Origin of the sequence: Nocardia puris (assembly GCF_003315035.1) — a bacterium.
Classification (GTDB): Bacteria; Actinomycetota; Actinomycetes; order Mycobacteriales; family Mycobacteriaceae; genus Nocardia; species Nocardia puris.
Genome location: NZ_QNRE01000015.1, coordinates 58,456 through 79,272 on the forward strand (window position 1 = coordinate 58,456; position 20,817 = coordinate 79,272).

Annotated in this window: 26 protein-coding genes and 2 pseudogenes; 12 read left to right on the plus strand and 16 right to left on the minus strand. The window is 67.8% G+C overall.

The window, feature by feature from the left end; translation table 11 throughout:
- Nucleotides 1-8: 8 nt before the first annotated feature.
- The 8 genes from DFR74_RS28515 to DFR74_RS28550 form a co-directional block, all read right to left on the minus strand.
- Nucleotides 9-1,205 carry a cytochrome P450 family protein gene (locus tag DFR74_RS28515; RefSeq protein WP_067509304.1) on the minus strand — a complete coding sequence of 399 codons (1,197 nt, stop codon included), beginning with the start codon at nucleotides 1,203-1,205 and terminating at the stop codon, nucleotides 9-11.
- A gap of 91 nt (nucleotides 1,206-1,296) precedes the next feature.
- The gene (locus DFR74_RS28520; RefSeq protein ID WP_067509302.1) at nucleotides 1,297-2,517 is read right to left on the minus strand and encodes a cytochrome P450 family protein; all 1,221 of its coding nucleotides are present in this window, start codon (nucleotides 2,515-2,517) and stop codon (nucleotides 1,297-1,299) included.
- A gap of 123 nt (nucleotides 2,518-2,640) precedes the next feature.
- Complete coding sequence (locus DFR74_RS28525; RefSeq protein WP_067509300.1) at nucleotides 2,641-3,441, minus strand: SAM-dependent methyltransferase; 801 nt, start codon at nucleotides 3,439-3,441, stop codon at nucleotides 2,641-2,643.
- A 35-nt stretch (nucleotides 3,442-3,476) separates the two neighbouring features.
- Nucleotides 3,477-4,367 carry a hypothetical protein gene (locus DFR74_RS28530; protein ID WP_170160810.1) on the minus strand — a complete coding sequence of 297 codons (891 nt, stop codon included), beginning with the start codon at nucleotides 4,365-4,367 and terminating at the stop codon, nucleotides 3,477-3,479.
- Between the two features lie 176 nt (nucleotides 4,368-4,543).
- The gene (locus DFR74_RS28535) at nucleotides 4,544-5,080 is read right to left on the minus strand and encodes a hypothetical protein (RefSeq protein WP_147265964.1); all 537 of its coding nucleotides are present in this window, start codon (nucleotides 5,078-5,080) and stop codon (nucleotides 4,544-4,546) included.
- Nucleotides 5,081-5,258: 178 nt separating this feature from the next.
- Nucleotides 5,259-5,891 (minus strand): hypothetical protein, encoded by a 633-nt coding sequence (locus DFR74_RS28540; protein WP_147265965.1) that lies wholly within the window; start codon nucleotides 5,889-5,891, stop codon nucleotides 5,259-5,261.
- 6 nt (nucleotides 5,892-5,897) lie between these two features.
- Nucleotides 5,898-6,095: a hypothetical protein gene (locus DFR74_RS28545; RefSeq protein WP_067509292.1), complete on the minus strand. Its 198-nt coding sequence runs from the start codon at nucleotides 6,093-6,095 to the stop codon at nucleotides 5,898-5,900.
- Nucleotides 6,096-6,149: 54 nt separating this feature from the next.
- Entirely contained in the window at nucleotides 6,150-6,686 is a 537-nt protein-coding gene (locus DFR74_RS28550; protein WP_147265966.1) for a hypothetical protein, read from the minus strand.
- Between the two features lie 393 nt (nucleotides 6,687-7,079).
- Here DFR74_RS28550 and DFR74_RS28555 point away from each other — a divergent pair, with 393 nt between their 5' ends.
- Both DFR74_RS28555 and DFR74_RS28560 read left to right on the plus strand, forming a co-directional pair.
- Complete coding sequence (locus DFR74_RS28555; RefSeq protein WP_232331749.1) at nucleotides 7,080-7,916, plus strand: aminotransferase class IV family protein; 837 nt, start codon at nucleotides 7,080-7,082, stop codon at nucleotides 7,914-7,916.
- A gap of 66 nt (nucleotides 7,917-7,982) precedes the next feature.
- Nucleotides 7,983-8,960 carry an SUMF1/EgtB/PvdO family nonheme iron enzyme gene (locus DFR74_RS28560; protein WP_113975336.1) on the plus strand — a complete coding sequence of 326 codons (978 nt, stop codon included), beginning with the start codon at nucleotides 7,983-7,985 and terminating at the stop codon, nucleotides 8,958-8,960.
- A 20-nt stretch (nucleotides 8,961-8,980) separates the two neighbouring features.
- Here DFR74_RS28560 and DFR74_RS28565 read toward each other — a convergent pair whose 3' ends face one another.
- Nucleotides 8,981-9,460, minus strand: coding sequence for a DNA-directed RNA polymerase subunit beta (locus tag DFR74_RS28565; RefSeq protein ID WP_228815761.1), 480 nt, complete (start codon nucleotides 9,458-9,460; stop codon nucleotides 8,981-8,983).
- A gap of 215 nt (nucleotides 9,461-9,675) precedes the next feature.
- On the opposite strand from DFR74_RS28565, the gene DFR74_RS28570 reads away from it, so the two are divergent.
- Together DFR74_RS28570 and DFR74_RS28575 are read left to right on the plus strand one after the other, a co-directional pair.
- Entirely contained in the window at nucleotides 9,676-10,908 is a 1,233-nt protein-coding gene (locus DFR74_RS28570; protein ID WP_084537641.1) for a helix-turn-helix domain-containing protein, read from the plus strand.
- 27 nt (nucleotides 10,909-10,935) lie between these two features.
- The gene (locus DFR74_RS28575) at nucleotides 10,936-12,447 is read left to right on the plus strand and encodes a bifunctional ADP-dependent NAD(P)H-hydrate dehydratase/NAD(P)H-hydrate epimerase (RefSeq protein WP_067509281.1); all 1,512 of its coding nucleotides are present in this window, start codon (nucleotides 10,936-10,938) and stop codon (nucleotides 12,445-12,447) included.
- A gap of 354 nt (nucleotides 12,448-12,801) precedes the next feature.
- On the opposite strand, the pseudogene DFR74_RS28580 reads toward DFR74_RS28575, so the two are convergent.
- Nucleotides 12,802-13,161: pseudogene (locus DFR74_RS28580) on the minus strand (IMP dehydrogenase); the annotation flags it as partial.
- A gap of 57 nt (nucleotides 13,162-13,218) precedes the next feature.
- Between DFR74_RS28580 and DFR74_RS36285 the strand changes: the two are divergent.
- Nucleotides 13,219-13,377: a hypothetical protein gene (locus DFR74_RS36285; RefSeq protein WP_157115836.1), complete on the plus strand. Its 159-nt coding sequence runs from the start codon at nucleotides 13,219-13,221 to the stop codon at nucleotides 13,375-13,377.
- Between the two features lie 51 nt (nucleotides 13,378-13,428).
- Here the strand turns inward: DFR74_RS36285 and DFR74_RS28585 are convergent, their stop codons facing one another.
- The 4 genes from DFR74_RS28585 to DFR74_RS37680 form a co-directional block, all read right to left on the minus strand.
- The gene (locus tag DFR74_RS28585; protein ID WP_067509277.1) at nucleotides 13,429-13,728 is read right to left on the minus strand and encodes a hypothetical protein; all 300 of its coding nucleotides are present in this window, start codon (nucleotides 13,726-13,728) and stop codon (nucleotides 13,429-13,431) included.
- 211 nt (nucleotides 13,729-13,939) lie between these two features.
- The gene (locus DFR74_RS28590; RefSeq protein WP_198161740.1) at nucleotides 13,940-14,401 is read right to left on the minus strand and encodes an AAA family ATPase; all 462 of its coding nucleotides are present in this window, start codon (nucleotides 14,399-14,401) and stop codon (nucleotides 13,940-13,942) included.
- 217 nt (nucleotides 14,402-14,618) lie between these two features.
- Nucleotides 14,619-15,035, minus strand: coding sequence for a PIN domain-containing protein (locus tag DFR74_RS28595; protein WP_067509274.1), 417 nt, complete (start codon nucleotides 15,033-15,035; stop codon nucleotides 14,619-14,621).
- Nucleotides 15,032-15,289 (minus strand): FitA-like ribbon-helix-helix domain-containing protein, encoded by a 258-nt coding sequence (locus DFR74_RS37680; protein WP_067509272.1) that lies wholly within the window; start codon nucleotides 15,287-15,289, stop codon nucleotides 15,032-15,034. Before DFR74_RS37680 ends, DFR74_RS28595 begins: the two co-directional genes overlap by 4 nt.
- 155 nt (nucleotides 15,290-15,444) lie before the next feature.
- On the opposite strand from DFR74_RS37680, the gene DFR74_RS28605 reads away from it, so the two are divergent.
- Complete coding sequence (locus DFR74_RS28605; RefSeq protein ID WP_067509270.1) at nucleotides 15,445-16,110, plus strand: hypothetical protein; 666 nt, start codon at nucleotides 15,445-15,447, stop codon at nucleotides 16,108-16,110.
- A 119-nt stretch (nucleotides 16,111-16,229) separates the two neighbouring features.
- Here DFR74_RS28605 and pyrF read toward each other — a convergent pair whose 3' ends face one another.
- Nucleotides 16,230-16,928 carry an orotidine-5'-phosphate decarboxylase gene (pyrF, locus tag DFR74_RS28610; RefSeq protein ID WP_067509268.1) on the minus strand — a complete coding sequence of 233 codons (699 nt, stop codon included), beginning with the start codon at nucleotides 16,926-16,928 and terminating at the stop codon, nucleotides 16,230-16,232.
- A gap of 11 nt (nucleotides 16,929-16,939) precedes the next feature.
- Nucleotides 16,940-17,695 carry a GntR family transcriptional regulator gene (locus DFR74_RS28615; RefSeq protein WP_067509266.1) on the minus strand — a complete coding sequence of 252 codons (756 nt, stop codon included), beginning with the start codon at nucleotides 17,693-17,695 and terminating at the stop codon, nucleotides 16,940-16,942.
- A gap of 173 nt (nucleotides 17,696-17,868) precedes the next feature.
- Here DFR74_RS28615 and DFR74_RS28620 point away from each other — a divergent pair, with 173 nt between their 5' ends.
- The 6 genes and pseudogenes from DFR74_RS28620 (at nucleotide 17,869) to DFR74_RS28640 (ending at nucleotide 20,648) form a co-directional block, all read left to right on the plus strand.
- Nucleotides 17,869-18,321: a hypothetical protein gene (locus DFR74_RS28620; protein ID WP_067509263.1), complete on the plus strand. Its 453-nt coding sequence runs from the start codon at nucleotides 17,869-17,871 to the stop codon at nucleotides 18,319-18,321.
- A gap of 25 nt (nucleotides 18,322-18,346) precedes the next feature.
- A complete protein-coding gene (locus DFR74_RS28625; RefSeq protein WP_198161739.1) occupies nucleotides 18,347-18,967 on the plus strand; it encodes a hypothetical protein in 621 nt (206 codons plus the stop codon).
- 176 nt (nucleotides 18,968-19,143) lie between these two features.
- A complete protein-coding gene (locus DFR74_RS36785) occupies nucleotides 19,144-19,407 on the plus strand; it encodes a hypothetical protein (protein ID WP_067509261.1) in 264 nt (87 codons plus the stop codon).
- 15 nt (nucleotides 19,408-19,422) lie between these two features.
- Nucleotides 19,423-20,052 (plus strand): annotated as a pseudogene (locus DFR74_RS28635) (DegT/DnrJ/EryC1/StrS family aminotransferase); the annotation flags it as partial.
- Complete coding sequence (locus tag DFR74_RS38095) at nucleotides 20,018-20,212, plus strand: DegT/DnrJ/EryC1/StrS family aminotransferase (RefSeq protein WP_411720243.1); 195 nt, start codon at nucleotides 20,018-20,020, stop codon at nucleotides 20,210-20,212. The pseudogene DFR74_RS28635 and the gene DFR74_RS38095, both read left to right, overlap by 35 nt.
- Before the next feature lie 16 nt (nucleotides 20,213-20,228).
- Nucleotides 20,229-20,648 carry an NUDIX hydrolase gene (locus DFR74_RS28640; RefSeq protein ID WP_067509257.1) on the plus strand — a complete coding sequence of 140 codons (420 nt, stop codon included), beginning with the start codon at nucleotides 20,229-20,231 and terminating at the stop codon, nucleotides 20,646-20,648.
- The last annotated feature ends 169 nt before the right edge of the window (nucleotides 20,649-20,817 follow it).

A 20,817-nucleotide genomic window follows, 5' to 3' on the forward strand; every position in this document is an offset into this window, starting at 1 on the left:
CGTGTCGGTCATCGATGACGGACCGGAGGGAACGTGACCGGCAGCCCCTGCAGCGCGCGGTGGAAGGGGCCCAGGCGCCATTGCAGCGCGGCAGGGTCGGGGATCGTGATCTCCGGTAGCTTGTCGAGGAGGTAGTCGATGGCGTCGGTGGCCACCATCACGGCGATCTTCTGGGCGGTGTCGGGGCAGCGGTGGATGCCGGTGCCGAACCCGAGTCCCCAGTCCCCGGTAACCCAGGTGCCGGTGCTCAGCGCCGGGTCGGTGCTGCATGCGGCCATGCTGACCACCAACGGCTCGTGGGTCGGCACCTCGTAACCGGCGATCCACTTCGGCGCGACCGGATAGGTGATGCAGAAATTCGCCAGCGGCGGGTCGGTGCTCAGAGTGTGCCGGACGGCATCACGAGTGGTCAGCGCGAATCCTGCTGCGCCGGAACGGCTGTCGTGGGTGAGCATCATCGCCAGCGTGTTCGTGACCAGATTCGTCAGGGGCTCGATTCCGGCGGCGTAGCAGGTGACGAGTGCGTTGATCAACTCGATGTCGTCGAGCCGCGTGTCGTGCTCGACCAAACGGGTGGCGATGTCGTCGGCCGGACGTGCCCGTTTGAGCCGCACCACTCCGATCAGCGCGTCGTCGAGCATCTGATTCACCGCCGCGGTGTCGGTGGATTCGAACATCAGAGCACTCGCCCGCGCTACCTGATGGCCGGTTTCGGCCGGGCACCCGAGCAGGGTGTTGAGTACCGCGAACGTCAGTGGCAGCGCGTAGTCGGTCAGGACGTCGGCGGTGCCGGTGGACGCGACGGCGTCGATCAGCGGGTCGGCCAGGCGCTCGACCATCCGCGAGATGGTGTTGATATCCACGCCGTCCAGAGCGTCGTTGGTCGCCCTGCGGTAGCGCTGGCGGGTCGCGCCGACCGAGCGCAGTGCGTTCGGTCGCCATTCCATCATCGGCAGTAGCGGGCAGCCCGGCGGGACGTGCCGCTGCCACAACCGGGGATCGGCCGGGAACTGGACTTCGTCGTTGAGAATCTCGCGGGCACGGTACAGATCGAGCACGAGCGTGGCCTGTACCTCCGGCGCCAGCCACACCGGCGCCAGCGCGCCCCATCGCCGGCGCATCGCCCGGTAGACCGCGTGCGGGTCGGCGGCGAACTCCTCGGTGTAGAGCGGGACTCGGCCCTCGACCTCACCCACCAGTGACATTCCAGGCCTGGCAGGAGACGAGGTGGACGAGGCGGCGGGACTGTTCAACGGGTTCACAGCAGGTGTCCTTAGGTTTGTGGTGGTGTCGTGGTCACACCGGAGTGACGGGCGGGAACGTCACCGGCAGCGCGACCAGTTCTCGATCGAATCCTTTTCCACGCCAAAGCAATTCGCTCGTTTCGGTGGCCAGCTCGACATCGTGGATGGTGTCGAGGATCTGCTCGAGCGCCGTCTCGGCGATGATCCTGGCCAGTGAGGACGCCGGGCATCCACGACTGCCCAACCCCCACGCGAGGTGCCACCTGCCGCCGATGGAGCGCGGGAGATGTTCGCCGTGAGCGCTGGATCCGGTCACCGCGGGATCGGTGTCGGCGGCCTGGATGCTGACCACCACCGGGATCCCGCGCCCGACCGCCTCACCCTCGAAAAGCTGGTGCTGGGCCGTCCACCGGGTGACCGCGGCCACCGGCGGATCGGTGGCCAGGACTTCTTCCAGTGCCGACGCCACGGTCACCGATCCACCGATCACGTCGATGTCGTCGGCGTCCTCGCCGGTGTCGGCGATCAGCCGAAGCAGCCCAGAGGCGATGACCTTCCAGGTCGGCACCGTTCCCATCAGGTGCATGCGGGCCACGATGGCGGCCACGTCCACATCGCTCAACGCCGCCTGGGTATCGGCGAGCAGTGCCGAGATCACATCGCGGGCCGGGTGCGTGCGCCGGGCCGCGACCACCGCGCCGATCGCCGCGAGCGCCCGCTCGATCCCGGCGCTCGCCGCCGCGAGGTCGGTGGCGGCACGGACCTCAGCGGCCGCGGCGGCCACGTCGCGGCCGACCTCGGGTGTGAATCCCAGCACGCCGTCCATGACATGGGTGACCAGCGGGATCGCGTACTGCCCCAGCAGATCCGCGTGGCCGTCGGCACAGACTCGGCCGATCAGCGCGCGTGCCGCGCGTGCGGTCTCAGCGCGTACCGCATGCTCGTCCACACCGGCGATGGCCACCCGATAGCCGTGCCGGTGCGCCACCGCGGACTCACCGCGCGCCGCGCTGGGCGCGAACGCCGTGGCGGGCAGCATCGGGCACCGTCCGCCGGGCGCGACCATCTGCTCCCACACACCGCTATCGGCCGTGAAAAGGTTCCCGGGGTCGTTCAGCACGGTCACGGCGAGGTCGTAGCCCAGTATCAGCAACCCCGACCCCGACCCCGTCTCGTCGAACTCGAGTGGCGCGACCGCGCCGTAGCCGGCCCGCACCGTCGACAGCACCGCCACCGGATCGCGCGCCGCTCCGAAGGCATCCGCGCTCACCACGGGCCATACCTCCCCTCGACCCGGCCGTCGTGACCCGTGTCGGGGCTGATCGCCGCGCCCGTGCCCGGATCCTGGCGTGCCCAGTGAGTGGCCGGCTCGCTACCGCTGCGCAGATGGCTGGCCTCAGGCATGGTCGGTGATCGCGACACCCTCACCCTCCCGTTCGCGGTGGGTCACCAGGGTGCGTGCGACCGCACACATCGCCGACAACTCACTGTCTTGGCTTGGTGCGCAATGGTTTTGGCGCAGCGGCTGGAGGCCGGTGGTGTCGAGGTGCAGGTCGTCGAACAGCTCGCGCAGCTGGGCGGGCGGCCGCGGAGTGTAGGCGGGTGCGGTGGTGCAGGAGTAGTGGTCCCACATCGTCGCCGCGTCCGGGTCGTCGTCGGTGCCGTCCCACCACACGAGGTAGCTGTCGGCCGCGAGGCCGCCCATCAGCCTCGCCACCGCGTCCCTGGCCTGCGACCAGGGACTAACCTGCCCGAGCACCCCGCCGGCCACGACCGCGACCGGCGCCCCGAGGTCGACGACTCTGCCGGCCGCGGTCAGGATCCGGTCGGTGTCACGCAGATCGGCGTCGAGGACCTCGACGCACGCGCCCGCGCGCACCGGCCGCAGCAGCGCACGCGCGTGGACGAGCACCACCGGATCGACATCGACGTAGACCACCCGCGCGGTCGGGATGATCGCCTGGGCGACCTCGTGAGTGTTGCGGGCGGCGGGCAGCCCCACGCCCACCTCGACGAACTGGTCCACCCCGGCCGCGGCCAGCCGGGCAACAGCGTCGAGCTGGAACGCCCGCCCCGCCGCGCACAGCGCCCCGATCGCGGGGTATATCTGCGCACACGCCAGCGCGGTCGAGCGGTCCGCCGTGACCCAGTCCTTGCCGCCCAGCCAGAAATTCCAGACACCCCGAGCATCCGCCACCGGAACGCAATCACACTGTCTTACAGACTGTTTCGTCACGGCTTGCGCCTTTCGAAGCTCGCGCATTCGGGGGCGGGGGCGGGGGTGAGCGCGGTGGCCAGCGTGCCGAGCAATGCGCCGACCTCGACCCTCGCCAGCCGTGCCGACCGTCCACCCGGATCGCTCACCAGCCGCCCCGCCTCGTCCACGCGCACCGCGATCCGGCTGTGCGTGGTTCCCAGCCCGATCGCTGCGGCCAGCGCAGCGGGCGTGGCCAGCCGCAGCGGCGCGTCCGGGCCTTCGAGTTCACGCCATCGCCGCACGTGCCCGCGCAGTTCCGGCGTTCCGGGCAGCTCGGACTCCGACAAGCGGTGGCCGACCACGCTCGTATCGGTCAGGCAGATCTCCTCCGGCAGCGTCGACGGGTCGACCACCGTCACGTCCCGCACCCGGCGCAGCACCGAGCGGGCGGCACCGGGATCCACGCCGAGATACGGATCGGCCCTGTCCCGCTCACACACCAGGGTCAGCGCGCACCGACTGGCCAAACCCAAACCCGCGCTGGCCGATTCGTCCGCGTCCAGGACGCGCGCGAGGTTCGTCAGCGGTCCAGCGCACACCCAGTGCACACGACGGCCGTAGTCGGGCAGGATCTGCGCGAACTTGCGCCAGGCGGTGGTGCTGACCGGCAGCTCGGTCTCCTGCCCGTGCCCGACGCCGGTCGGGATCCACCGCGACGGCGTGCCTTTCGGCGCGGGGGCGCCCGCCACCAGCACCACGCCGATCCGGCCGACATCGCGGATGATGTGACACGCGGTCTGTGCCCGCGTCCGATACGGCCGCTCCTGGCCCGTGATCACCAGCGCGGCGCCGTCGAATTGGCGCGCGGCCCACCACAGCGTCAGCCACTGATCCGGATCACCACCCAGCCCCGCCAGATCCAACACGATCAACTCCGGTCTCCCGAACCCCCACCGTGAACGTGGCTGGTACGCCAGACGGCGATCCGGCGCGGGCCAGCACACCGGGCTCGCCGCGCCACCGCGAACCCCACCCTCGGCGGGGCCTCGTCCCCTCCGGAATCGAGGCCCCGCCACACTCGTGCCCCCGACCATGCCGGGGATCACGAGTCGTCCCGGCGGGCGCCGGTCAGCGCGTGCACCACCAGCGCATCCAGATCCAGCAGGCCCGACCAGGAGTAGCCCTCGCAGGCCCGCACCGCCACGGCCAGCGCCTCGGTCAGGATCCCGCGCACCGTGTCACCACCGGGCAGCGGATTGAACCGGTAGGAGTGGATCGTCTCGCAAGCCTTGGTGAGGGGAACCCCGCCGAGGTCGACCATGCGGGGCGCCCGCGCGAACTGGCGGTCCTCCCAGCGGCCGCGCAGCCGCCGCAGCAGCGTGTGCTGGTTGGGGCGCATCTCCAAGAGCGGATCCACGCGCGATGGCAGATCGTGCGCGGCGAAAAGCTCGGTGCGGGCCCACAGCGGCCCCAGGGTGACCTCCACCGCGTCGAATACCCCGCCCAGATCACCACTCTCGCCGCATACCGCGATCATGGCGCCGGTCTCGATCCGACGCCCCGGGCTCAGCACCACCGGCGTCGTCGGGGCGGGCACACTCACCACCCCGACACCGAGCAGATCATGGCCATGCCACACCGGATGCACCACAGTCACCAACCGGGTCGCACGGCTCAACGCCGACCACCGGACGACCTCGATACTGCGTGGAAGCTGTTGAATCACTGGAACTCCAAACGGTCAACGTTTCAGGAATGGAATCAAGGCAGAGCGGGGATCACGTTCGCCACGGGCATCGATGACCGCGGGCGGCTGATCACGAGCCGTCGACGCCTCGGACATCGAGCACCGAGGCGACGATCGCGTCCAGATCCAGCCACGGGCTCCACCGGAAGACGTCGGGAACGGCCAGCAGCGCGATCGCCAGGGCGCCGGTGAGCGCCGTGCGCGCCACGTCCCCAGAGTTCTCGTCAGGGCCGATCCATCGCGTGTGCAGGCCGGCCTGTCCGCACACCCCGGCCAGCGACACACCCGTCACCGGGGCCTGCGCGCGGTCGTGCGCGGTATCGACCATTTTCGGTTGCAGCATCGACGGGCGGTTCACCCACCGATCACGCACCATGCGAAGCATGTCGTCGTGCCCGGGATCCGACCGCAGCAGCATCGCCTGATCCAGCACCGGAAGCAGACGGTGGCCGGCCACGATTCGGGTGCGCGGCCACAGTCGGCTCACCGCGGCGTCGGCCCGCGCGAGCATCTCGTCGTATCCCCGATCATCCAGCGCGACATCGCAGCCGAACCGAATCCGCACCCCCGCCACGTCGATGGGGGCGGGCGGGATCGCGACACCGACCACCGCGACCGCCTTCTGCTGAACCGTATGCAGGACGGTCACCAGGTCCGAGGTCGCCGTGCCGGTCGGCACCGGGGCAGGTACATCGACACGCACCACGGCCTACTCGCCCGGCGCCGGCGCTGACGACATCGCGACCGGCGACCAGCTGGTCAGGCGCTGAGACAGCCAGGCCACGAAGTCCGGATAGGTCGCGCCGGTGCTGACGAGGACGGACCGGCCTTCGGAATGATCGTCGGATTCCGTCGCGATCGGCCCGCCCGAAACCTGGTCACCGGACGCCGAATTATTCTGAATCACAAGCGAACTCCTGTGGAAGGGATGGGATGGGCGAGCGCGCAGGCCGGGCTCGATTCATGCGCTGGTTTCGGCCGCTACGCGTGCTCGCTGTGGTGGGCTGCCATACCCGCCCACCACGTGCGCGGGACATCTCGGCGGTCGCAGCCGACCGGAGACGATCGCGTCGAGAAGCCGGTCGTAGCGGACCGCCTGCTCGAGCAGCACCGACGCGCGCGGATTGCCGATCCGCAACCGATCCCCCGGCGCCACGGCGCGGGTGTAGTCGCGCACATGGCGCAGAACCTCGGTGCCGAGGCCCACGTGATGGCGGGCCGCGTGAGGTGTATCCACGGCCAGCGCGCGAATCATGCCCGCGACATACCGATCGAACCGCTCGACCAAGGTGGTGAGGTCGCGTTCGGTGTCAGCGAACACCGCATCCGCCGCCTCCGCCACACCCGGCCACCCGCGCTCGATGCCATCCACCGCCAGCATCTCCCGATAGCAAACGTCGCGCATCTGCGCGAGCACCCCGACCGGCTCCGAGTAGGCGACATCCGACTCCGACAGCTCGCCGTCGAAAACCGACCAGATCGTGCGCGCAGTAGGCATCGACGCCACCCAACCGCGCGCCGCCCGCGGGTGGTCCACGGCGGTCACCGTCGCCCTCCACCCCGTGGCGCGACACTGCGCCCGGACCGCTGGTAGTCCGGCCACCACACATACCGACAAATCGCGTACCCGATAGCCGCGAAGATCAGCAGCGCGACGACGATCAGGGCCGCAACCATCCAAGAACCTCCCGTAGTTGCAGAACACCGGCCCCGCGACGCCGCTTCGCCGATCTACCGTTGTGCCGCAACGGATTCCGTCCGACGCGACCACGAATTCCAGCGCGTGCCGTATATGCCCGCGCGGGGTCTTTCCTTGCTTTCGAGCCTGGTGGGAGATCGGCGTGGCGGGAACTGCCACAAGACTGCCCCGTGCCTCGCTCAGCCCTGCCTTTTGACGCGCACCGCCGGTGAGGGCGGTGTGGGGGCCTGTCACACTGGCCGTATGGATCTGAATGGCTCGCCGGTCACTGCTGCCGATCTCGCCCCACTGGGCTTGGTCGGGTTCGGGCACTTCACCTCTATGCGTGTCGAGACGGGGCCCGCGGTGCGTGGCCTCACTCTGCACCTGGACCGCGTGATCCAGGACTGTCGCACTGTCTTTCACACCGAGCTGGATCCGGACCGCGTCCGCGAACTGTTGCGGCGCGCGCTGACCGAGGTCGAGCTCCCGGTCATCGCGCGAGTGACCGTGTTCGATCCAGCCATCGAACTCGGAAAGACCGGCAGCCCAGCGGATCCGCAAGTACTCATCACGACCAGGCCCGCCACCAACGTCGCGCCGGGGCCGCTGCGCCTGCAGTCGGCGGTCTACGCCCGCGACGTGCCCAACGTGAAACACCTCGGCCTGTTCGGCGCGATGCACCATCGCGCTCAAGCACAACGGGCCGGGTTCGATGACGTGGTGTTCACCACTCCGGACGGCACGGTAAGCGAAATCGCCACCAGCAACATCGCTTTCATCACACCGGAGGGCACGCTCGTCTGGCCGCACGCTGATGTCCTCGCCGGCACCACGATGAGGCTCATCCACCAAGTTCTGGATGAGCCGGTCACCACCGAGCGGGTCACCCTGTCCCAGCTCGGAGTGTTCGCCGGTGCGATCGCGACCAACGCCGCCGTCGGTGTCCGCCCGGTCGCCTCCATCGACGACATCGAGTGGAAGTCCGACCATCCCCTGATCGCTGCCGTGCGTGGCGAGTACGAAGCGATACCGGCACAGCGGATCTGATACCGGAGAGGTCCCCGGAGTCGCTACGCTGAGACCCCTCCAGAGGGGAAAGGGGTCAGTCGGGCGATGATCAGCCTTGTTAGGTCGTGGACGGGATTCGAGGCCCGTGCGCTGCGAGAGGCGCGGCGAATGTCGATCAGAGATTTCGCCGCGCATCTCGGCGTTCACGAAAGGCTGATCTCCAAATGGGAGGCAGGCGGCGCCGCCATCGAACCCAGACAACCCAACCAGGCCGCGTTGGACACGTCGCTGTCCAACCTGAATAACGGCGAACTCGCGCGATTCCTCGACGCAGTGCCCAACGATCGGATACGCACCACGACCGAATCCGGGTCGGATTCGGTCAACATCGCTTTGCCGCAGTACATTCGCCACCCCATCGACGGGAAACTCGTCGTCTGGATCCCCGCAGGCGTATTCCTCGCCGGAGTCCAGAACGAGCCCGAGTACCTTCCCGGATTCCACTGCGACGTCTACCCGACCACCAACGGTGACTACAGCCGTTTTGTCGCCGCGACCGGCCACACGCCACCCCAACACTGGAACGGTGATCGACCACCGAAAGAACTCACGAACCATCCAGTGGTCTGGGTCAGCCACGACGACGCCACAGCGTACGCAGAATGGGCACACAAGACGCTGCCCACCAGCCTCCAATGGGAGAAAGCAGCCCGCGGCAGCACCGGAGCGCGGTGGCCGTGGGGCGACGCCAGCACGCCCGCCAAGGCCAACACCCGAGGCGTCGGCCCCGGCACGACCACCCCGGTCGACCGCTACGCGTCCGGATACTCCCCCTACGGAGTCGCCGACTGCTGCGGCAACGTCTGGGAATGGCAGGCCAGCCCCAGCCCCGTCGGACCCGGACGATACGAACTCAAAGGCTCCGCATTCACCAGCCCGTTCGACCGCACCCCACCGGCAGCCTTCAACGACGCCGACCACGCCATGCGCGACGACGACACCGGATTCCGCTGCGTCACAACGACACTGACCGACCCGGTCGACACCCCAGCGGCCGCGTACCGGCCCCCGCGGTCGAGTTGATGTTCGCTGCCGCATGCTCGTTACAGGTCCGTGGCTGGAGAGGACAGCACCGCTGCGACAACACGGGTCACAGAGGGGCGGAGGTTGTTGCCCGGAAGCTCAATCCACACCCGTAGCGGATCGGCCTCACCTCCGACATGCGGTGTGGGCAAGGCGATCTCGGCTCCGAGCGCTGCGACAGTCACGTTCAGGCCGAACAGCGTCGAGAACTGCCTGTCGAGATCGGCGTAGTCGTCTCTGTCCACCAGGAACGTCCAGCGGCTGGATCGAGGATGGAGGATGATGGGCCCCCGGCCCGGCTCCGTCCGGCGCAATCGGGCGCGCACCTTCATACCCAGCGCCGCGGGCATGGTCACGGCACCGATGGCACCCACAGCCACTGAAATACAGCCTGCCGTGGGGTGAATCACCGCCGGCAGACCGCAGACATCGCGATAGTACCGGCATCGGTCTACAGGGGTGTCAGAAGCTGATTTCAGCACCGCGTCCTCCAACTGCAAGGCAGCTGGGCTGGCACCCGTCCGAACCGGCAACCATGCCCAATCTGCCGCGGTTATCGTCGGCGTCGCGGCCGTCCCTCTCATCACTGATCGGGCGGACGCATCCCCGTGGAGTGGATGAAGCCGCCCCTGCCGCGACGCTGCACCTCACCGTAGGTATCAGCCGGCCACCAAACTGATAAAAAAGTATCAATCCGGCCAGGTACGCTGAGGTAATGAGCCAAAGCGCCCCCCAACTTGCCGAGGGGATCGGCGACCGAGTCCGTATCTACCGCGAAGCTGCCGGACTCACGCAGGTCAGCCTGGCCGAATCGATCGGACGGTCATCCCCCTGGCTGTCCCAAATCGAACGTGGTGTCTCCGGGATCGACCGCTTGACCGACATTGTGGCCATCGCCCAGGCCTGCCGGTGTCGTGTCACCGATATATTGGGGGGCCCACTCGACGCGCTCACACCGGCCCCGACGCCGCGCGGCGAACAAGTCGCCGCTGTTCGGCGCGCGATAATGCGCACTGCGCTGCCGATCGGCAGCGCCACGCGCACACCCCTGGTTTCTCTGCCAGCCGTCGCCGACCGTGTCGCTCAGGCGTGGCAGACCTGGCATTCCTCGCCGACAGCTCACCATGCCGTCGGCCGCGTACTGCCCGATCTCATTGCCGACGCCCACGCGGCCTACCTGGCCGCCGACGACCGGCGTGCAGCGGCCCGTCCGCTGGCGGGCACCTGGCATATCGCCCGGAACTGGCTGCACCACCTGCCGGAAGCCGAACTCGCCTGGGTCGCCGCCGAGCGCTCGGTAGCCGCAGCACAAGAAGCCGACGACCCTCGCCTCCTCGCTCTGGGCGCGTGGGCAATGTCTGCCTCGTATCGCCGCGCGGGACAGCAGGAAGAGGCGACGCGCGTGTGCCTGACCGCCGCTGACGAAGTTCAGCGACAGCTGGCCACCACCCCCTCCGACGACCTGCTCGCCGCCTACGGAATTCTGAATCTCGCCGCTGCCATCAGCGCAGCGCAAAGCGACGAGTCCGGAAAAGCGTGGGCGTTGCATCGTGCCGCGGAGGAAGCCGCGCGCGCGGTGAGCGGAGGCTACGATCCGTGGACGATGTTCGGCGCCGGCAACGTTGACATCCACGGCCTCGCGCTCGCCGCCGAACTCGGCGACCACGACGCCGTCGTCGACCGGATCAGCCGCCTCGACATCGACCGCGTGCCCTCCGTCGAACGCCGCTCCCGCCCACTGATCGACGCCGCCCGCGGCTACGTCCGCCGCAAGGAAGACCTGGCTGCCGTTCTCGCACTCCTCGACGCTGAGAAGATCTCCGCAGACGAAGTCCACGACTCCGGCCTCGTCCGCGAACTGGTCCGCGAGCTACTCGTCCGCGACCACGCCCGAGCGCGCCCGCACGTTCGCGCGCTGGCCCGCCGCTGCCACCTCCTCATCGACTGACCACGCACCCCTGGTGGAATCGAACACATGACGACCTGGAGCGCCTACCGCGCCGCAGACGTACTCGACACTGTCGCAACCGAACTCGCCCGCAAGGGACCACACGACCGGCTACTGCGCCGCGCCGCCGCCGGCCTCGTGACCATCGTCACCGAACTCTTGAACGAGCGCGCCGCAGGTGTGTACGGTCGCCGCGTCGCCCTCCTGGTCGGCACCGGGAACAACGGCGCGGACGCCACGCTCGCAGGTGCCCGATTGCGCCGTCGCGGAGTGCGTGTCGACGCGATCCTCGTCGCCGACAACGCCTATCAACCAGGCGTGGACGAACTCCGCGCGGCAGGCGGCCGCATCATCCCCGTTCACGACACGAAGACAGCCGATATCGCGCTCGCCCGCGCCGACCTCGTCATCGACGGGATCATCGGCGAATCCGGCGCCGGAGCCCTACGTGGACGCGCCGCCGAACTCGCCACCGCCATCCCCGACACCGCCACCGTCGTCGCGGTCGACCTGCCCTCCGGCATCACCCCGGACACCGGCGAGATCACCGGCCCCCACATCAACGCAGATGTCACCGTGACGTTCTCGGCTGCGAAGCCGTGCGTCCTGCTGCCGCCCGGCGCCCACGCAGCCGGAACACTCCGTATGGTCGACGTCGGCCTTCCACCCATCCCAGCCACCCCGCTCGCCCGTCGGCTCGGCGACGCCCAGATCGCCGCCCGCTGGCCCGTCCCCGCCCGAGTCGCGCACAAATACACGCGAGGCGTCCTCGGCATAGTCGCCGGAAGCGACGCCTACCCTGGAGCGGCAGTCCTCGCGGTACTCGGTGCCGTTCGCACGGGCGCGGCAGGAATAGCACGTTTCGTCGGCCCCGCCGGAGTGACCGCGCAAGTGCTCGGAGCAGTTCCCGAGGCGGTCCCCGGGGTCGGGCAGGTGCAGGCGTGGCTGCTCGGTTCCGGCGTCCAAGACGACGCCGATCAGGACGCGGCGATCGACAGGGCGCTGTCATCCGGGCTGCCCACCGTCGTCGACGCGGGCGCCCTCGAAGCTCTGGTACGCCGCCGCGCCGCCGGTGACCGACCGGCCTCCGCCGACCGAGTGCTGCTGACACCACACGCGGGAGAGCTGGCACGCATCATGAGCTGGCTCGGCCGGAACGTACCCCGCGCCGAAATCGAGGCGCGGCCATGGCATTACGGACACGAAGCCGCCCGTGAACTCGACGCGACAATCCTGGTCAAAGGCCCCACCACACTCATCATCCGCCCCGATGGTTACACCGCCAGCCAATCCGAAGCACCGCCCTGGCTCGCCACCGCCGGAGCCGGTGACGTGCTCGCCGGGATCGCGGGCGCGCTCATGGCCGCCGGAATCGATGCGTTCGACGCCGGTGAGATGGCCGCGTTCCTCCACGGCCGCGCCGCCACGCGCGCCCACCATTTAACCGGCGGCCCGATCACCGCGACCATGGTCGCCCAGGAAACACCCGCCACGGTCGGAACGGTTCTGACGGCGCACCCAGCCCGCCTTCTTCCCTAGATCCACCGCAACACAATTGGAGTCCGGTCGCACGATCATCGAGGGCCGCAGCGTGGCCTCCACCGCCGTTTACCAATCGCTGAGGTGTGTGTGTAACCGAGATGGTCGCGCGGATCGTTTGTGGCGGGATGAATCCCGCAGTGGATCTTGTCGCCAGCTGGGTGCGCCCGACATACGTGGGAGTGTGGTTACTCGCAGAGATTAGGGCTTAGAAGTGTAGTTGGGTGCATCCGTGGTGATGGCGACGTCGTGGGGGTGGCTTTCGCGCATTCCGGCCGCCGTGATCCGCATGAGTTGGGCTTGCTGCAGTTCGGGAATCGTGACGGTGCCGGCGAAGCCCATTCCGATCCGTTACCTCGCACACAGGTCGTCGACATCTTGCAGGGTCGCGCCCGGTGCGCAGGTGATGGGGTCGGAGACCATCCCCGACTCGGAGCGTTTCACGATCTCGACCTGTCCGGCTTGTTCTGCGACGGGCAGGTTGCGGTGCAGCACGCCGAGGCCTCCGTTGCGGGCCATCGCGATCGCCATACGTGCTTCGGTGACGGTGTCCATCGCGGCGGACACGATCGGGACGCTCAACGTGACGTTGCGGGAGACCCGAGTTGTGGTGTTCACGCCGCTGGGGATCACATCAGAGGCTGCGGGAACCAGCAGCACGTCGTCGAACGTCAGACCGGTCGGCAGGTCGGCAACCTCAACGCGGGAATTCATAGGGGTGGCCAGCTCCTCAGCAGGGGAATCGAGCGGAACGGTGGTCGGAGTGTAGCTGTGCCGACCACCATGTCGGTCTCGTCGGTGTGGCGCCACACCAGCAGTAACGCACTGGTCAATGACTGTTTCTCGGTGACGGCGTTGGCGCTGGATATGTTGCGCGGAACTCCTGAAAACGTCAGTCGTGACGCATCACCACTGACATTTCGAGGCTGATGGTGCGTCCCGGCGCGCGGACGCAGCGCCGACGCACCGGGCGGTACGCGGCTACTCCCTGGTCGGTCTCGCTCGCTGCCACCAGTCGATGGGCTCGCCGGATTCGTCGAGGTGGTCGATGAGGTGCGCGGTGGTCTCCACGTGCGCGCCGGATTGGTCGCAGAACACCCAGAGCTTCTGGGCGGCGCGGTGGTATCGGTGGATCACGGCGTCGACCTCGAACGCGTCGAGCTCCCCGGCCCGGAATCGGCGAACCGCCTGCTCGAAGTGGGCGATCAGCTCACCCAGTTGCGCCTCGTGATAGGCGGTGACCCGGTCACGCGCGGCCCGCCGTTGCGCGTTCGATGCCACCTGGTCACGGTACCGGCGAGGGTCTGAGCATCGAACGCGCGGCGCGGCCTTGTTCGCCGCGATTCGCGATGTGGCCGAGTTCTCGGCTCGCCGCTAATCGGATTGGGTGATGAATCGGGCGATCGTTTCCAGGCCGGGGTGGTAGCCGTCGGTGGTGTCGACCCGCAGTTCCGGTACCTCCATGCTCACCGGCACGAACGTGGGGGCCGTGTCATCGTCGGCGGTGATGGTGGCCAGGGTGCCCGGCGTCGTTGTGTGCGCGGCGGTGCGGGTTGGTCTCAGCACGGTGCCCGATCCGCTCGCGCAGCAACTTTTGCCGTGCGGTGCAATGGATGATGCGGATCTGGGCGATAGCCGCGAGCGGCATCAAATTCGGTCGCCAGAGCCGATCTTGAAACGCCGCTTCGGCGATGACGGTGACTCCGGCGCGGGCGAGCACGGTCAAGACCTCGAAGAAGGCGTGCAGCGCGGGGATATTGAGATCGTCGTACCCGGTCTCGGCGGGTGCGTCGGTGGCCATGACCATGCCCTGTTTGATCTCGTCGCGAACGATGGCGAGCACGCCGATGTCGGCGGCCAGCGCGTGGGCCAACGTGGACTTGCCGGACCCCGGAGGGCCACTGACGACGGCGAGGACGGGCAACCCCGGGGAATTGCGTTCGATGGTGGCCATGCCGCATTCTGGCACGTCAGACCCCCTCGTCGGTCCCGATGTCCGCTGTGGGCGAGGTGGTGGGTTCGGTGAAGTGGTGGTGCCGGTCGGCCCCGGTGCCGCAAGATCTCGCAGGGGTTGGCGCAGTCATCGAGCGACCGCGGCCGTGGGTCGGTTCGTTACCGGTCCGGTGTCAGGCCGAAGAAGCGACGAGCTGATCGTCGTGACGGTTCGCGCCTTACTGCCACGGGTCGATGGTGGGTACTCCGCCGGCCTCGAACGGCGAGCGGTCGCGGGTGGCGACGGTGTAGCCCGTGGCGGCCGCCGTGGCAGCGATCATGCCGTCGGCTGTGGCGATGGCCAGCCCGGCGGCGCGTGCGGCCGACATCAGGCGGGCGTATTCCGCGGTGGCTTCGAGGTCGTAGGCCAGGATGCGCCCGGCGAACGCGGGCACGGTGTGGTTCTCCAGCCAATCGGTGAACTCGTCGCGGCGCCGGCCGGTGGGCATGGCGGCGATGCCGTATCGGAGTTCGCCGACGGTGACGGCCGACAGGTACAGGGTCTCGATGGCTTGGGCGTCCAACCATGCTGTGACCCGCTCGTGCGGGGCTTTGGTGGTGGGCTCGCTGATGACGTTGGTGTCCAGGATGATCACTGGCCGAACGCCATCGGCTCGGTCGGTGTCTTGTCGCGGCCGAAGTAGGTTTCGCGTTCGTCCTCGGTGAGCCGGTTCTCTTCGCTGATGACGCCGGCGAGGAGCGTGCCGAGCTTGATCCGCTCGGGCGGTTGTACCGCCTCGGTGAGGATCGCGCGCATTTCGGCCTCGATGCTTCGGCCGTGCGCGGCCGCGCGTTGGTGAATCGCGCGGTGTACTTCGTCGCTCAGTTTCCGGATCGTCACGTTCTTCATATGCCATCACATCCCTCATCGAAGCCATCAATGATGGCATCTCATTATATCTGATGTCACCGGTGGTCGACCGGTGGAGTTGAGGGCCAGACTTGCCGCTGTTGCTCAGGTGTTTCTGCCGGGTTCGCACCGGCCTTATCGGTAGGTTGCCCTGCATGAATCCCGCCGCAGCGCTCGACGCCGAGGCCCAGCACACGATCGCATGGGTGGCTTCCCACACCGACCAGCTCAGGCAGCTCCCGAGCCTGCCCGTGCCGATCCGATTCGCCTATGCGATGAACGCCTTCACCGCGATCGGCGTGGCAGCTGGCCTGCTGTACCGAACAACCGATGACGAGACCGAAGAGCGCCAGCACTGGCACATCGTCGAAATCGGCGACGACGCACCCGATCACCTCGCCAACGGCGCAGGAGCGCCGGTCGTTCGCCGCTACTGCTACGCCGAGGATCAGCCGCTGCCGCCAGGGCTGATCACCCCCGACGCCCTCACCGAAGCGGCGCGAACCCAGCTTCGACGAGCGGCACGAGACACCGCGTCCGCGCTGAAAGATCTGCTGCACGCCATCTCATCCGATGCTTCCGTGCCGCCCGACCTTCGCCTGATCGCCACGGATACATTCCACGCCGCGAATCTGGTCTCGGCCATGTACGACGACGATCCCCGCAAGGCGCGGCTCATCTGTGAAACTTTGCCCGCAGCGCAGGAGGCGAGGCACGACGAACTCGAACAGCAATTCCACGCGCTCACCTTCGGTGGCGTCTACGAACCAACCGAGGATCGAATCATGGCGCTGGCCAAGGAATCCGGCTCCCAGCCCTGATGGGTCCGAGGCTGTATCGGTGCGCGGGCCGCGAGCAATCACGTGATTGATGTTCGCCGCCGCCGGGGCGTGGGCTGCCTTCGGCGACGGCGATTGATCCGCCGATCGGGTGGGTTCGGTCAGAGGGCCTGCGCGACTTCCTCGGCGATGGCTCGTGCGGCTTCGGCGGGATCCGGAGCGGCGGTGATCGCTCGACCGAGAACGAGAATGCTTGCGCCACTGCGAATGGCGGCGTCGGGGGTCGCCACTCGCTGCTGGTCGTGCACTGCGCCGCCGGCCGGACGGATGCCGGGGACCACGGTCAGGATGTCGGGTGCTGCGGCGCGGATGACGGGCAGGTCGCTGGCCGCGCAGACGACGCCGCCGCAATCGGCAGCGACGGCCGCAGCCACGCGTTCGTTGAGAAGTTCCGGCGATGCGTCCGGTGCGCTGGTCAGCACGGTGACTGCGAGCACGGTCGGGGCTGCGAATCCGGCGCCGCTCGCGCCTTCGCTGAGTCCCTTCACCGCGGCTTCGAGCATGGCCGTTCCGCCGCCTGCGTGGACGGTCAGGTATTGGACGCCGAGGGCTCCGAGGACGGTGCTGGCTCCGTAGACGGTGTTGGGGATGTCGTGCAGCTTGACGTCGAGGAAGACGTCCATGCCGAGATCCTGGATCGCGCGCACGGCGTCGCGTCCGGCCGCGCTGAACAGTTGAAGGCCGACTTTGGCGATGCCGATGTCGGGCTGCACAGCCTTGGCGATCGACACCGCAGTGTCCAGATCGCTGGTATCGAGCGCGATAGCCAGCCGGCTTCGGACGGTCGTGGTGGTGGGCATCGGGGCTCCTTCTATTCGTTGTCGAGGGGTGCTTCGTAGGTGTCGAAGGTGATGGCGCCACCGTGTGCGGGACGGACATTAATGACGGCTTCGAGGGGTTCGTCTGTGGCGCCGTAGGTTCCGTGGATGTGCTCGATGACGATGCTGTTCGCGCCGATTCCGAACAGTTGCTGTTCGGAGGGGTTGGCGTGCCGGGCACGGATCTCGTTGGCGGTTCGGGTCACGGTGTGTCCGGCGTCTTCGATGAGCGCGACGACCTGGATACGGTCGGCGGTCTCGAGGTCGGGGGCGGCGTGGACGACCTGTTCGGGGAAGAACATCATCGTGTCCTCGGTCGCGACGTCGTCGATGAAGGTGCGGCTGCGGCGGCGGAAGACGCGCGCCCCTTCTTTGACACCGAGCAGGTGAGCGATCGGCAGCGGAGCGCTCACCCATTCACGGCTGACGGTGTCCTTGCGGACGTTGCCGCTGACGTCGCCGGCGAAGACCAGCCCTCGGGCGGCGCGGGCGCGGGCGTAGCGGCCGTTCATCGGCCATCGGGTGCCGCGCAGTTCGGGTGGGGTGGGTACCGCCCGCATTCCGGGCCGGGCGATGACGAGTCCTTCGGCGACCAGTTGTTGGACAGCCCGCCCAGCGGTCTTCATGTTGACGTCGAAGCGTTCGGCGAGATCACCGTTGCCGGGAAATGGCTCGGCGTCGTAGTCCCCGGCGAGCACTTCGGCCCGCAAGGTGGCTGCGATCGAGAGGTATTCGGGCTGTTTGGGCATAGCACAGACGCTACCGGAGTGTTAGCGGACATCCGCACTCCCCCCGCCACCTGGTACCTATCCACCAGGTGGACAACCCCCAGGCGGATAGGTACCGTGTGAGAACCAGTTAGCCCGTGCACCGCCTACAAGCGGGGGCCACCCCAGGGCGGCCGCTGGGTGGGAGGAGAGCCATGCGCACACCGCCGATCACGCAGGAACGCCGCTGCCACTTGCCCGCCCGAAACCGCCTGCTGATCGCGCTGTGTCGCGGCCTCGACGACTCGGACCCGATCTGCTCGTGGGCGCGCGAGCTGGTGCGGTTGCACGGAACGCGCACCGAATCGCCAGATCTGGCAGCCGAATGCGACTGCCGTCGAAGCGAATTCATCACCCGGATCAACGAACTGATCACCGCTGTCGAACCGCTGCTGGCGATCACCTATCCGCCGACGATCGGCGTGCTGATCGATCGGATGGCCGCGGCCGCCGAACAGGCGATGCGTCAGCTGGTGGCGTCCGGAGCGCGCTCGGAGCGGATGCATCAGGCGTGGACTCAGCTCGCCGAGCTCGAACTCGAGTACAGCGACCTGGTCTCGGACCTGTTCTACGTCGACAAACCCATGCCAGCCAAACCCGTCCACTGACACCGGCCACAAGAGGTAGGTACACATGCTCAAGACCAGGGCCGACGCCGATCGACTCGCCACCCGGTGGGGCATCGACGCTGACGACATCATGTTGATCGCGCTCAATGCGTGCGGTCTGGACGCCGATATCGGGGTGTCGCGGTTGCGGTTTCGGCTGCGGCTGAACGCCCGTCCGGATGATCAGCTGTACATGATCTTGTCGCTGGGCCGACGCAGGTCACCGTTCAAGCTGGTCGATACCAAGGTCTTGCTGGGTGGTGAGCAGGTCGCGGTCATCGACGTCGCCGAGGCTGACGACGCGGTGCTCGGGTATTGGCGCAACGAGGGCCGGGTCCTGACGTTGAACTCCAACGCGCGTAGCGCATGCACCGGCTGCGTGTTCTGCCCGAACACCCTCGAAGAAGCCAACGACCCCCGCCTGGCGCTGGACGATCTCAACGCCTACTTCTCCACTCTGTGCGACGACCACACCGGCACAGGGCTGTCGAGTGTGGAGAAGGTGACCGTGTGCACCGGGTGCTTCCGGTTCGAACAGCTCGCGCTGACCCATCTGCGGCAGGTCCGCGAAGCGATGACCACGCACCAGTGCGGCGGGGAGATCCACTTCCTGTCCAGCGTGCCGAGCGCACCCGCCAGTGGCTAGCCCAGGATGGCTGCCTGGCCATCCTGGGTAGCAGCACACCCTGGAGCGGGACCGAGCCGTGGCAAGCCGTCGCCGTCGACGTCGTGGCGCGATTGTCCGGCGAACCCGGACGCCCGGCGAGTGCGGCACCTGTTATAGCAGCGAGCAACACACCAGCGCGGCGTACTCACGAAGACGTGCTGCGCGAAGCGGGGTTCGTCGACGTCGCCGAGTACCAGTTCCCCACACCGCACACCTGGACGGTCGATGAGTTTCTCGGGTTCTTGTGGTCGACCTCCTACACTGCCCGGATTCGCCAGGATCCTGCTCTCGCAGAAGGATTCGAGACCGACCTTCGAGCACAGTTGCTCGCCTGCGAGCCATCCGGGCAGCTGCGGGAGTCGATCGCGCACTACTACATCCTCGGCCGTAACCCAGACCCGGCGCGCTCGTTCTCGTGAGCCGCCCGCACGAAGGCGATCATGCCGGTTCACATGGCCGGCCAACCCGCCGACATCGACGCCATCAACGCCCTCGCCGCCAAGCACGGTCTGCGGGTGATCGAGGACGCCGCCCACGCGTTCGGCGCCGAGTCCGGCGGCAAGATGATCGGCCAAACCGGCGACATGGCCGCGTTCAGCTTCTACCCGACCAAGAATATGACCACCATCGAAGGCGGATTGCTGGTCACTGACGACGACGATCTTGCCGAACGGGCGCGGGTGCTGTCGTTGCACGGCATCAGCCGCGACGCCTGGAACCGGTACGCGCCCAACGGGTCACCGCACTGGGAACTGCTCGAGCCCGGGTTCAAATACAACATCCCCGACGTCTCGGCCGCGGTCGGGCTGCACCAACTCCCACGTCTGGAAGGGTTCATCGCCACCCGCGCCCGCTACGCCGACCTCTACGACCAGCTGCTCGCCGGCGTACCCGGGATCCGGCGCCCGACGCGACTGCCTGGTGTCCGCCACACCCATCACCTGTATGTGATCCAGCTCGACCTCGACGTGCTCACCGTCGACCGTGATCAGTTCATCGAGGCCCTGCGCGCGGAAGGAATCGGTGTCGGTGTGCACTTCATTTCCCTGCACCTTCAGCCGTACCATCAGCGGGTTCGCGGCATCGACCCCGGCGCAGTTCCCAGTTGCGCGGGATGTCTCGGCCCGGATCATCTCGCTGCCGCTGTACCCGAAGATGACCGTCACCGATGTCGGTGACGTCGCCGCCGCGGTGACCAAGCTCGCCACGGCCTACCACCGCTAGCGAAAGGGCGCATCCCGTGAAAAGTGAAGGCACCCAGATCATCCTGCTCAACGATCGCCGCGAAGTCCTCATGTACCTACGCGACGACAAAACCGAGATCGCCTATCCGAACCAGTGGTCTTTGCTGGGCGGGATGATCGAGGCGGGCGAAACACCGTTGGAAACGATCGTGCGCGAGATCGATGAAGAGATCGGTGTCGTGCTCGATCCCAGCGAAGTCGATCACGTCTGTACTCGTGACCTGCATTTCGGGGTCGAGCACACCTTCCACGCCCGCGTGAGTTTCGAAATCGAGGACGTCGTCCTCACCGAAGGCCAAGGGCTGCGTTGGTTCACCGAGCAGGACGCTGCGGCGACCGACCTCGCCTACGAAGACAACGCCATGCTCGCCGACTTCTTTGCGGGCTTGCCAGAGACGACCACTGCGACCCAGTAGCGCCACCGGCTGACGACCGTGGGCCCGGACCGATCAATGCCGTCGTCGCGCGGCGGGATCGGTCCGGGCCTGCCACCGGATCAACACCTCCGCCGGTGGCGGCCGTGCTCGAAGGCGCTGCGCGCGAACAACTTCAGGGTGTCGGTGTCGCGTGCCACACTGGCACAGA